This window comes from Ferrimonas sp. SCSIO 43195 (assembly GCF_023716685.1).
GTDB classification, from domain to species: Bacteria; Pseudomonadota; Gammaproteobacteria; order Enterobacterales; family Shewanellaceae; genus Ferrimonas; species Ferrimonas kyonanensis.
Window position 1 is genome coordinate 16,529 of sequence record NZ_CP072679.1, and the last position, 11,858, is coordinate 28,386.

10 protein-coding genes are annotated in these 11,858 nt (G+C 57.5%); 8 read left to right on the top strand and 2 right to left on the bottom strand.

The window, feature by feature from the left end; translation table 11 throughout:
* Positions 1-19 precede the first annotated feature (19 nt).
* Together atpD and J8Z22_RS00105 are read left to right on the top strand one after the other, a co-directional pair.
* Positions 20-1,423, top strand: a complete 1,404-nt coding sequence (atpD, locus tag J8Z22_RS00100; protein WP_028113207.1) for a F0F1 ATP synthase subunit beta — start codon at positions 20-22, stop codon at positions 1,421-1,423.
* 21 nt (positions 1,424-1,444) lie between these two features.
* Complete coding sequence (locus J8Z22_RS00105) at positions 1,445-1,873, top strand: F0F1 ATP synthase subunit epsilon (protein ID WP_028113208.1); 429 nt, start codon at positions 1,445-1,447, stop codon at positions 1,871-1,873.
* Positions 1,874-1,934: 61 nt separating this feature from the next.
* Here J8Z22_RS00105 and J8Z22_RS00110 read toward each other — a convergent pair whose 3' ends face one another.
* Both J8Z22_RS00110 and xapA read right to left on the bottom strand, forming a co-directional pair.
* Positions 1,935-2,819: a DMT family transporter gene (locus J8Z22_RS00110; protein ID WP_252008239.1), complete on the bottom strand. Its 885-nt coding sequence runs from the start codon at positions 2,817-2,819 to the stop codon at positions 1,935-1,937.
* Positions 2,820-2,896: 77 nt separating this feature from the next.
* Positions 2,897-3,721: a xanthosine phosphorylase gene (gene xapA / locus J8Z22_RS00115; RefSeq protein WP_252008241.1), complete on the bottom strand. Its 825-nt coding sequence runs from the start codon at positions 3,719-3,721 to the stop codon at positions 2,897-2,899.
* Between the two features lie 140 nt (positions 3,722-3,861).
* Between xapA and J8Z22_RS00120 the strand changes: the two genes are divergently transcribed.
* The 6 genes from J8Z22_RS00120 to J8Z22_RS00145 all read left to right on the top strand — a co-directional run bounded on the left by J8Z22_RS00120 (position 3,862) and on the right by J8Z22_RS00145 (position 11,851).
* Entirely contained in the window at positions 3,862-4,782 is a 921-nt protein-coding gene (locus J8Z22_RS00120) for a LysR substrate-binding domain-containing protein (protein WP_252008243.1), read from the top strand.
* A gap of 60 nt (positions 4,783-4,842) precedes the next feature.
* Positions 4,843-6,204 carry a bifunctional UDP-N-acetylglucosamine diphosphorylase/glucosamine-1-phosphate N-acetyltransferase GlmU gene (glmU, locus tag J8Z22_RS00125; protein ID WP_252008245.1) on the top strand — a complete coding sequence of 454 codons (1,362 nt, stop codon included), beginning with the start codon at positions 4,843-4,845 and terminating at the stop codon, positions 6,202-6,204.
* 111 nt (positions 6,205-6,315) lie between these two features.
* Complete coding sequence (locus J8Z22_RS00130) at positions 6,316-7,089, top strand: DeoR/GlpR family DNA-binding transcription regulator (protein WP_028113212.1); 774 nt, start codon at positions 6,316-6,318, stop codon at positions 7,087-7,089.
* 13 nt (positions 7,090-7,102) lie between these two features.
* Positions 7,103-8,935 (top strand): glutamine--fructose-6-phosphate transaminase (isomerizing), encoded by a 1,833-nt coding sequence (glmS, locus tag J8Z22_RS00135; protein ID WP_028113213.1) that lies wholly within the window; start codon positions 7,103-7,105, stop codon positions 8,933-8,935.
* A 236-nt stretch (positions 8,936-9,171) separates the two neighbouring features.
* Positions 9,172-10,350 carry an MFS transporter gene (locus tag J8Z22_RS00140; RefSeq protein WP_252008247.1) on the top strand — a complete coding sequence of 393 codons (1,179 nt, stop codon included), beginning with the start codon at positions 9,172-9,174 and terminating at the stop codon, positions 10,348-10,350.
* A gap of 76 nt (positions 10,351-10,426) precedes the next feature.
* A complete protein-coding gene (locus J8Z22_RS00145; protein ID WP_252008248.1) occupies positions 10,427-11,851 on the top strand; it encodes an NAD-dependent succinate-semialdehyde dehydrogenase in 1,425 nt (474 codons plus the stop codon).
* The last annotated feature ends 7 nt before the right edge of the window (positions 11,852-11,858 follow it).

Below are 11,858 nucleotides of genomic sequence, written 5' to 3' on the forward strand. Positions count from 1 at the left end.
GATAATCAGAGGATTAATCATGAGCACAGGTACTGTCGTTCAAGTGATTGGTGCGGTTGTTGACGTGGAGTTTCCACAAGATTCCGTACCGAAGGTATACGACGCCCTGAATATCGACAATGACGGTGGCAAACTGGTGCTGGAAGTTCAGCAGCAGCTTGGTGGCGGTGTTGTTCGTACTATTGCGATGGGTGCGTCAGAAGGTCTGCGTCGCGGACTGGTAGCTACCAACACTGGTAGCGCAATTAAAGTTCCAGTAGGTACTGCGACCCTGGGTCGTATTATGAACGTACTGGGTGACCCTATCGATGAGTGTGGCTCTATCGGTGAGGAAGAGCAGTGGGAAATCCACCGCGAAGCACCTAGCTACGAAGATCAGTCCAGCGCGACTGAACTGCTGGAAACCGGCATCAAGGTAATCGACCTGGTTTGCCCATTCGCCAAGGGTGGTAAAATCGGTCTGTTCGGTGGTGCGGGTGTAGGTAAAACCGTAAACATGATGGAGTTGATCAACAACATCGCGAAGGCACACTCCGGTCTGTCTGTATTCGCTGGTGTTGGTGAGCGTACCCGTGAGGGTAACGACTTCTACTACGAAATGGCTGAATCCGGCGTTGTAAACCTGGATGACAAAGTACAGTCAAAAGTAGCCATGGTTTACGGTCAGATGAACGAGCCACCAGGAAACCGTCTGCGCGTAGCACTGACCGGCCTGACCATGGCCGAGAAGTTCCGTGACGAGGGTCGTGACGTACTGTTGTTCGTGGACAACATCTACCGTTACACCCTGGCCGGTACCGAGGTATCTGCACTGCTGGGTCGTATGCCTTCAGCGGTAGGTTACCAGCCGACTCTGGCTGAAGAGATGGGTGTTCTGCAGGAGCGTATTACCTCCACCAAGACAGGCTCCATTACTTCTGTTCAGGCGGTATACGTACCTGCGGATGACTTGACTGACCCGTCTCCAGCTACCACCTTCGCTCACTTGGACGCGACCGTTGTACTGAGCCGTGACATCGCCGCTCGTGGTATTTACCCTGCGATTGACCCACTGGATTCCACCTCTCGTCAGCTGGATCCTCTGGTCATCGGTCAGGAACACTACGAAGCCGCTCGTGGCGTACAGACTGTACTGCAGCGCTACAAAGAGCTGAAAGACATCATCGCGATTCTGGGTATGGACGAACTGTCTGAAGAAGATAAGCAGACCGTTGCCCGTGCTCGTAAGATTGAGCGATTCCTGTCTCAGCCATTCTTCGTAGCCGAAGTATTTACCGGTGCACCTGGTAAGTACGTATCGCTGAAAGACACCATCGCAGGCTTTAAGGGCATTCTGTCCGGCGAGTACGATGAACTGCCTGAGCAGGCGTTCTACATGGTTGGTGGCATCGACGAAGCAGTCGAGAAAGCGAAGACTGTATAACCCGGCTTCGGGGAGGATGAGATGGCAGCTATGACACTTCATTTGGATGTAGTCAGTGCGGAAGAAAGCATTTTTTCTGGTCGTGCTCAGTACCTGCAAGTAACAGGTACCGAGGGTGAACTGGGTATTATGCATGGCCACACTCCATTGCTCACCGCCATCAAGCCAGGCATGGTTCGCATCAAAAAGCAGGACGACAGTGAAGAGGTAATCTACCTGTCAGGCGGCATTCTCGAGGTTCAACCCGATAATGTCTCCGTGCTGGCCGATGTCGCCGTACGTGGTGAAGATATCGATGTGGAGGCTGCGGAAGCAGCCAAGCGCGCAGCCGAAGAGCAGATGGCAACCGCCTCTGTGGACATGGACTACGAAGCAGCCGCAATCGAACTGGCGAAAGCGATGGCACAACTTCGCGTTGTTGATACCATCCGAAGAGGCCTGGGCAAGTAAGCTCGGAGACCTCATCAAAAAGGCGGCCATTGGCCGCCTTTTTTATTGCTTCGGCGACGGCTCAGTCGCTGTCCAGCTTTAACAGCACCAGCAGGGTTATGACGATAAGCCCGACGCCGGGTAGCACCCATAACGATGGCAGCGGTTTGCCCATCAACAGATCGATGACCAGCACCAGTGCCGGTGTCAGTAGGCTGTAGGCGTTGGCAGAGCTGCCGCCGACCACCAGGCTGGCAGACTGAAACAGGAAGAACGTCAACATGGTGGTGGCCGTGGCCAGCCACATTATGGCAGCCAGTTGTGGCGTCGTCGGCGTAATCCATTGAGGCTGCAGCAGGGCCAGGGCCAGGCTGAGCCACAGGCAGCCGGTGATCAGTGACCAGCCGGTTACGGTTAACATCGGTTCGCCCCGATGCAGGGATTTCAATACCAGTGGGTAGGCACCCATCAGCAAGCACGCCACCACAAATAAACTGTTTCCCGGCGGCCATCCGCCCTGGCTCAGTTGGTGTAACTGACCGCCGGTCAGTACCCACAGGGCACCGGCGACACCACAGCACAGGGCCAGCAGTCGCTGTGGTTGCGGCAGTTGACGCCAGAACAGCCAGGCAAACAAGCAGCTGCACAGGGGAATCAGTGTCGACAGGCTCCCCATTGCCAGGGATGAGGCGGTTTCTCCGGCCATGAACATCAGCAGGAAGAAGCCGGTTAACGGCAGGCTTATCAGGCTGTAGCGGCCGACATTGGCCCAGCCTGGCCAATGCAGCTGGCGGTGGTATTGCATCAGCAGCATAAAACCGGCGGCGGCGATGGCAAAGCGGCCCCAGGTGGTCCACAGCGGCGAGTAGCTGCTGCCCATAAAGCTGGCGATGGGAAAGGAGGTGCTGATCAGCACCGCATACAGCAGCAGTCCCAGGTGGGCTCTGACAACAGGTTGGTCTTTCATAGTGGGATCCGCAGATGGTACTCAGTCAGGATGGCGAGTCCACCCTGAGGGAGTTATAGCACGTTCCGGCCTGAGCGTCAGAAGTGGTGGCGGACAAAGGCCTCTATCAATTGAATAAAGTCCTGCTCTGCCAGTTTGGCGCAGTTCAGGGTCTGCTGATGAGACAGCGCCGTCTCTCCCAGCCCTTCTGCCAGGTTGGTGATGGCACACACCGCCAGTACCGGCAGACCGCAGTGGGCAGCACTGATCACCTCGGGCACCACACTCATGCCGACCACATCGCCGCCGATGATCTGCATCATTCGAATCTCGGCAGCGGTTTCAAAGCAGGGGCCGGGGTAGGAGACAAACACCCCTTCATTGAGGTGAATGTTGTGTTTGGCGGCGACGGTTTGCAGTTGTTGCCTGAGTTTGCTGTCGTAGACGTTGGCCAGGCTGAAAAAGCGGTCGCCATAGAAGTCATCATTGGGTCCGACCATGGGAGTGCCCGGCATGGTGTTGATGTGATCGTTAAACACCACCAGTGAGCCGACATCGATGCGTTCCGGCCGCAGAGAGCCGGCGGCGTTGGTGACAAACAGCATGTCACAGCCCAGCAGCTTGAAGGTACGAACCGGGGTGGTCATTACCGTCATGCCCTGGCCTTCGTAGAAGTGACCGCGCCCTTTCATGCACACTGCGTCGATGCCATGCATCTTACCCAGCACCAGTTCACCGCTGTGGCCGGCGACGTCGCTGGTTGGAAACCCCTCCAGTTGTTCATAGGGAATCACGATCTTGTCCTGCATCTGGTCGGCCAGTACGCCGAGACCGGATCCCAGAATAAAGGCGCAGCGGGGGGCGAAATCGGGCTTATGGGACAAGATAGTGGCCAGGGCGCGGTGAGGGGCATCGTTGATCATGATTGGGTCACTCGGTTGCGGAATACCCGGCCACTATAGGTGAATCGGTGGTCTGGAAGACAGGGCGATTTTTCGCTCGTTTGTTTTATTAATCAGAACGATAATGGGTAAGTATTGAAAACGATACTCGAGGAGTGACGATGAACCACCTGTTGGACAGTGGCCGAATCAGCATGAAAATGCTTCGCTATTTTGCGGCGGTAGCACAGCGCCTGCACTTTGGTCTGGCGGCCTCGGACTTGTGCATCTCCAAATCAGCCCTCAGCACCCAGGTGCGTGAACTGGAGTCGGTATTGGGGCTGAGCCTGTTGGACCGCAGCCATAAACGAGTAACGCTGACAGCGGCGGGCGCACTGATGAAGCTGGAGTGTGAGCAGTTGCTGGCAGCCATGGAACAGTCGCTCAACCGAGTGCTGCAGGCTGGCCGCAGTCAACATCAGACCCTGAACATCGGCTTGATCAGCTCGGCGGCTTGGGACGGACTGTTTGCCGCCATTGAGGTGTTTCGGTCACAGCAGCCTCAGGTGTCGGTGAACTTCATTGAGTTGGCGCCGTCGGAGCAGCGGCAGGCGCTCAGGGAGCAGCGCATCGATGTTGGCCTGTGCCGCGAGGGTGATCGCCAGGCCATGGCGCCATTGTCGGTACAACGGGTCAAATCGGAGTCGATGTGGGTGGCGGTGTCGGAGTTGCATCCCCTGGCCGCTGCCTCGGTGCTGTCGCTGCGCCAGTTGCAGCATCAGGATTGGGTGATGTTTGATCCCAAACGTTCTGGCACCGCTGCCATGGTGTACGAGCATTGTCGCCGACTGGGCTTTGTGCCCCGGGTGCGGCACCAGGTGGTAGAGCCGCAGACCATGATGGCGTTTGTGTCGGCCAATCAGGCCCTGGCGCTGGTACCCGAGTGTTTCCGGCGTCAGCATTGGCACAAGGTTCAGTTCATTCCGCTGCAGGAGTCAATGGCCGCCGATCTGTGCGTGGTGCACGATCCTCACCTGCCCCACCAGTTGGTAGCAGCCTTTATCGACACCCTGCGGGTGAGCGGAAACTGCACTGACGGCTGATTTTACTCCCCAGACTGGGTATACTTTTGCGCCTTAACGACTAACTATCAATGGATCAGCATGAGTTTGGAAATCGTCATCTTGGCAGCGGGTAAAGGCACCCGCATGCGTTCCGCCTTGCCGAAGGTGCTTCATGGTATCGCCGGTAAGCCTATGGTTCAGCACGTCATTGATGCTGCTTCAGCGCTGCAGCCGGTACGCACTCACCTGGTGTACGGTCATGGTGGCGAGCAACTGCAGGCGGCATTGGCCCACAATTCGGTCAACTGGGCCCTGCAGGCAGAGCAGTTGGGAACCGGTCATGCGGTGGATCAGGCGTCGGCAGACTGGAGTGACGACAGCCAGGTGATGGTGCTCTATGGCGATGTGCCGCTGATTCAGACCGAGACGCTGCAACGATTGCTGGCGGTACAGCCGGACAATGGCATTGGCTTGTTGACCGTCAACCTGGACGACCCCAGTGGCTATGGTCGCATCGTTCGCGAGAATGGTACCGTGACCGCCATTGTCGAACACAAAGACGCCAGCGAGTCGCAGCGCGCCATTGATGAGGTGAACACCGGCATCCTGGTGGCACCGGGTAAGGCACTGAAGCGTTGGTTGGCCGACCTGTCCAATGATAACGCTCAGGGGGAATACTACCTGACCGATGTGATTGCCATGGCGGCCGCCGAAGGTGGCGTGGCCACGGCTCAGCCTCAGACGGCCATTGAGGTGGAGGGGGCCAATAACCGGGTTCAACTGGCGGCGCTGGAACGGGCCTTTCAGGCGCGGGCAGCGGAGCAGGCGATGCTCAGTGGGGCGACCCTGGCAGACCCGGCCCGGTTTGACGTGCGTGGTGAACTCAGTGTCGGCGAAGATGTGTTTATCGATGTCAATGTGGTGATCGAAGGCACGGTCAGCATCGGCAACAACGTCACCATCGGTGCCGGCTGTGTGCTGAAAGATTGTCGTATCGGCGATGGCAGCGTGCTCAAGCCCTATACCCTGGTGGAGAATGCCACCGTGGGTGAAGTTTGCACCGCCGGTCCGTTTGCCCGTCTGCGCCCCGGTGCCGAACTGGTGCACGACAGCCACGTTGGTAACTTCGTTGAGATGAAGAAAGCCCGCCTGGGTAAAGGTTCCAAGGCCAACCATCTGGCCTACATCGGTGATGCCGAGGTGGGGGAAAAGGTCAATATTGGTGCTGGTACCATTACCTGTAATTACGACGGTGCCAACAAGCACCTGACGGTGATTAAGGACAACGCCTTTATTGGTTCCGACTCGCAACTGGTGGCGCCGGTCACCATTGGTGAGGGGGCGACGGTAGCCGCCGGGTCCACGGTAACCAAAGAGGTCGGTGACGGTGAGCTGGTGCTGACCCGCAGCAAGCAGCGCCATATCAGCGGTTGGCAGCGTCCGGTAAAGGCGCCGAAATAGACAAATAAGACAGAGAAAGCGGCCGGATGGCCGCTTTTTTTATGACTTTTCCTTGCATCAACGAGTTTTGATTTTATACTTCATAACTTTCGAAACGAAACTTAGGGCATCATGTCGAAACGAAATACCCAACAACGCCGCCACACCATCATGGCTTTGCTGACCCAGCAGGGGGAAGTGAGTGTGGATCATCTGGCGCGGGAGTTTCAAACCTCGGAAGTGACCATTCGAAAAGACCTGGCGACTCTGGAGGCCAGTGGTTTGTTGCTGCGCCGCTACGGTGGCGCGGTGCCGGTGCCGCAGGAGATCGTTGCCGATGATCCAGGCCATAAGGTCTCCGGTCGCAAGCAGGCCATCGGCGCGGCGGCGGCAGCGTTGATTGGCGATCACCAGCGCATCATCATCGATTCCGGTCGCACCACCGCGGCGATGATTGCCGAGCTGGGCAGCAAGCGCGGACTGGTGGTGATGACCAACTCCCTCAATGGCGCTAACGCCCTGAGGGAATTGGAGAACGAACCGACGTTGTTGATGACCGGTGGTACCTGGGATCCCCACTCGGAGTCGTTTCAGGGCCAGGTGGCGGAACAGGTGCTGCGGTCGTACGATTTCGACATGCTGTTTATCGGTGCCGACGGCATCGACGTTTCACGTGGAACGACCACGTTTAATGAATTGATTGGCTTGTCCAAGGTGATGGCCGACGTGGCGCGTGACGTGGTGGTGATGGTGGAGTCCAGCAAGGTTGGTAGAAAAATCCCCAACCTGGAACTGCCCTGGGCCAAGGTCCGCTACCTGATTACCGATGACGAGTTGTCCGATGACACCGCATCGCAGATAGAGATTCATGGGGTTCGGGTTATCCGGGCACCGTTTAAAGATTGATGGAGAGAACAGTATGTGTGGCATTGTAGGGGCGGTTGCCCAACGGGATGTGGCGGAGATTCTGGTGGAAGGCCTGAAACGGCTGGAGTACCGCGGTTACGATTCTGCCGGCATCGCCATTGTCGATGAAGCCCAAAACCTGCAGCGACTGCGCCGGGTTGGTAAGGTGCAGGAGTTGGCCAATGCGCTGGCGGAGCAACCGGTCAGTGGCGGCACCGGCATCGCCCATACTCGCTGGGCCACCCATGGAGAACCCAACGAGCGTAACGCTCACCCCCATCAGTCCTGTGGTGACATTGCGGTGGTGCACAACGGCATCATCGAAAACCACGGTCCCCTGCGCGAGCACCTCAAGGGGCTGGGCTACGTATTTGAGTCTGATACCGATACCGAAGTGATTGGTCACCTGGTGCATCATGAGCTGAAAACTGCAGACAGCCTGCTGGCGGCAGTACAGGCCACGGTTAAGCAGTTGGAAGGTGCCTATGGCACCGTGATTACCGACCGTCGCGACCCCTCTCGGGTTGTGGTGGCCCGTTCCGGCAGCCCTCTGGTGATCGGTTACGGTGTGGGTGAGCACTTCATTGCTTCCGATCAACTGGCATTGCTGCCGGTGACCCGCAAGTTTGCCTTCTTGGAAGAGGGCGACGTGGCGGAGGTGACCCGCCGCGAAGTGCGCATCTTTGACAGTGCCGGCAACGCCGTCGAGCGTGAAGTCAAAGAATCTGAGGTGTCCCACGAAGCCAGCGACAAGGGGCCGTATCGCCACTATATGATGAAAGAGATCCATGAGCAGCCACTGGCGCTGCAGCGGACGCTGGAAAGCCGCTTGCTCAGTGGTGGCATCGCCGATGATGCCTTTGGCGAGGGCTCAGCCGAGCTGCTGAAGAGTGTTAAGCATGTGCAGATCATCGCTTGTGGTACCAGCTACCACGCCGGCATGGTGGCTCGGTACTGGCTGGAGCAGCACGCCGGTGTGTCCTGCAATGTAGAGATTGCGTCGGAGTTCCGCTACCGCAAGTCCCACGTGTTCCCGAACAGCCTGCTGGTCACCATCTCACAATCTGGCGAAACCGCCGACACCCTGGCCGCCCTGCGCCTGGCAAAAGAGATGGGCTACACCTCTAGCCTGACCATCTGTAACGTCCCTGGCTCCTCGCTGGTGCGTGAGTCCGACATGGCTTACATGATGAAAGCGGGTGCCGAGATTGGCGTGGCATCCACCAAGGCCTTCACGGTGCAGTTGGCGGCGCTGCTGATGCTGACCGGTGCCATTGGTCAGCATAACGGTATGGCGCAAGAGTGCCTCTCCTCACTGGTACAGGGACTGCAGTCTCTGCCGGCCAAGATTGAGCAGGCTCTGAGCCTGAACGACGACATTGAAGCGATGGCCGAGGACTTTGCCGATAAGCACCATGCGTTGTTCCTGGGTCGGGGCGACCAGTACCCCATCGCCATGGAGGGAGCGCTGAAGCTGAAAGAGATCTCCTACATCCATGCCGAAGCCTACGCCTCTGGTGAGCTGAAGCACGGTCCGCTGGCGTTGATCGATGCCGACATGCCGGTAATTGTGGTGGCCCCCAACAATGAACTGCTGGAGAAGCTGAAGTCCAATGTGGAAGAGGTGCGGGCTCGCGGTGGTTTGATGTACGTGTTTGCCGATGTCGATGCGCAGTTTGAGTCCGACGACACCATGAAGGTGGTGCCGGTCCCTCACTGTGACGAGTTTATTGCGCCAATCATCTACACATTGCCGTTGCAGCTGTTGTCCTACTACGTGGCGCTGATCAAAGGTACCGATGTGGATCAGCCTCGAAACCTGGCCAAGTCCGTGACCGTGGAATAACCGGACCTGAGTCGATGAAACGCCACCTTATCAGGTGGCGTTTTTGTTTTAGCTATTGATTTATATTGCCTCTAATTTGTTATTGCCCTCGCCCGGTCATCAATAATCATTGGTTGTCCTGACCATAAAAAAGTTTCGTTTTACTCCCCTGCCCGTCGTCGACACTATGCCGCCAAATAGCGTCTCCCGCTGATTGTTGTCGGGAGTGGATTGGCCGTGTGGATGTGGAGAGTAGTGTGGCTGGTTCTGTGGTTTCCCAAGGTCGTTATGGGGTGCGGGTTCCCGTTGGGGGATTGTTTTTGTTTGCCATTGCGGCGGGCTATCTGATGAGCCTGCTGCCATTGTCACTGCCGATGCTGGAAATGGAATCGTCCATGGCGGCCTGGCTGGCCAGTGCCTTCTACGCGGGTTTGCTGTTCGGGGCGCTGTGGATAGAGCCGATCGTTCGTGTGTTGGGGCACCGCAGGGCTCTGGTGCTGTTCTTGTTGATTGTTGCTGCCACCGTGGCGTTGATGATCGCCCTGCCCTCGCAATGGCTGTGGCTGGGCTTGAGGGTGGTGGCCGGTGCGGCTACCGCAGGGGTGTTTGTGGTGGTGGAGTCCTGGTTGCTGCTGGTGGAGGATGAGCGTCAACGAGCCAGTCGTCTTGGTTTGTACATGGCGGCCTTGTACGGTGGCAATGCCCTGGGACAACTTCTGATGAGCCAGTTTGGCGTTAGCGGCATGCTGCCGTTTCTGCTGGTACTGGCATTGCTGGTGCTGGCGGCGCTGCCGCCTTTGCTGGGGCGTCATTGTTCACCGCTGGTACAGCAGCATCACCAATTGCCGCTTTCCTCTCTGGGAAAACTGAAGCGCTCGGCAGTATTGGGGTGCATGATTTCAGGGCTGATTCTCGGGCCTATGTATGGGTTGCTGCCGGTATACCTGAGCCATTACGCCTCTGCAGGTGAACTGACCGGAATGATGATGGCGGTGTTGATTTTCGCCGGCATGGCGATTCAACCGCTTACCGGTTGGTTGAGTGCACGGATGAGTAAAACGCTGCTGCTGGCGTTACTCAGCAGCCTGGGAACGTTGGCGGTGGTGGTTCTGGTGCTGGCTTCAACGCCGCTGGAGTTGGCGCTGGCGATGCTGCTACTGGGAATGTCGGCATTTGCGTTGTACCCGGTGGCCATCAGCCAGGCCTGTGATGGTATGGATCGCAGTAAGATTGTGTCCATTACCCAGTTGATGTTGCTTAGCTACAGCATGGGTTCGGTGCTGGGGCCGGTACTGGTTAACTGGCGGGGGGCCGGAGTGGCGCAGTTGCCTTCGTATCTGGGAGGCGTGTTTATGGCGACCGCCCTGTACATGTTGGTATCGGCATTGAGCAAGACTCGCACCGATGTGGTGGAGCCTCCGGCAGGACTGGAATAACGCCCCTGCCCTGTACCCTCTCTGTGCTTTCGGTGTTACCGTTGAGGCAGTGAGGCAACCAAAGTGGCAGACAGAGATGGCGATTCAGGACAAGGCTTACATCGATGGGCGTTGGGTAGCGGGTAACTTGGGGTGTTTTGACGTCGACGATCCCGCGAGCGGCGACATTGTGGCTCGGGTCGCCAATGTGGATCTCGATCAGGTTGAGGCCGCCATCGATGCGGCTAGTAACGCCTTTGAGCCATGGCGATTGCAGCCAGCTCAAGCCCGCTGCGATCGGCTAATGGCTTGGCAGCTTTTGCTGCTGGCACAGCAGTCGCGCCTGGCGGAACTGATAACGCTGGAGTCTGGCAAACCGATGTCCGAGTCTCTGGCGGAGGTGGTTTATGGTGCCAGCTATCTGAAATGGTTTGCTGAACAAGGAGTTCGTGCTTACGGGCACACCCTCCCTGCCCTGCCTGGTGGCCGTCGGCCGATGACCATCAAGCAGCCTGTCGGTGTGGTGGCCATCATTACCCCGTGGAACTTCCCGTTGGCGATGATTGCTCGAAAAGTGGCGCCGGCGCTGGCCGCTGGTTGCTGTGTGGTGATCAAGCCAGCGGCGGAAACGCCGTTGACGGCACTGGCATTGGTGGCTCTGGCGGAGCAAGCCGGTTTTCCGGCCGGGTGCATCAATGTGGTACCCGGTATCGACGCGGCCGCTATTGGTCAACGCCTGTGTGCCAGTCCTAGGATTCGAAAGCTGTCCTTTACTGGTTCCACAGCGGTGGGTCGCATATTGATGGCGCAAAGCGCGGCTCATATTCAAAAAGTGTCATTGGAACTGGGCGGAAATGCGCCGTTCATCGTATTTGATGATGCGGATCTGGATTTGGCGGTGGATGGTCTGCTGGCGGCGAAGTTTAGAAACAGCGGACAAACCTGTGTGGCCGCCAATCGAATACTGGTTCAGCAAGGGGTGTATCAGGCCTTTGTGAGCAAGCTTCGGGAAAAGGTGTTGGCGTTGAAGGTGGGACCCGGTGCCATCGATGGCAACAACATCGGCCCGCTGATCTCTCAGGTTGCCCATCGGCGGGTCAGTCGCTTGGTTGAACAGGCGCTGTCGGCGGGTGCAACCTGCAGCGCTGTTGGTACTGACCTTCCCGGTCGTTTCTATCCTCCAACGCTGCTGGAGTCGATTCGACCGAGCAATCCAATCTGGCAGCAGGAGATCTTTGGTCCGGTGCTGGCCGTGACTGGTTTTGATACCGAAGAGGAGGCAGTTCGCCTGGCCAACAGCACAGAAGCCGGTCTGGCTAGCTACTTGTACAGTGATAATGTCCGGCGGGTGATGCGAGTGGCCGAGTCGCTGCAGTTTGGCATGGTTGGTGTCAATGAAGGCATTATCTCTACCGCCGTCGCCCCGTTTGGCGGCATTAAGAGTTCGGGGCTGGGTCGTGAAGGCGGCCAGGAAGGGTTGGACGATTATCTGGAAACCAAATACTTGTGCTTTGGAAGCTAATGATGTT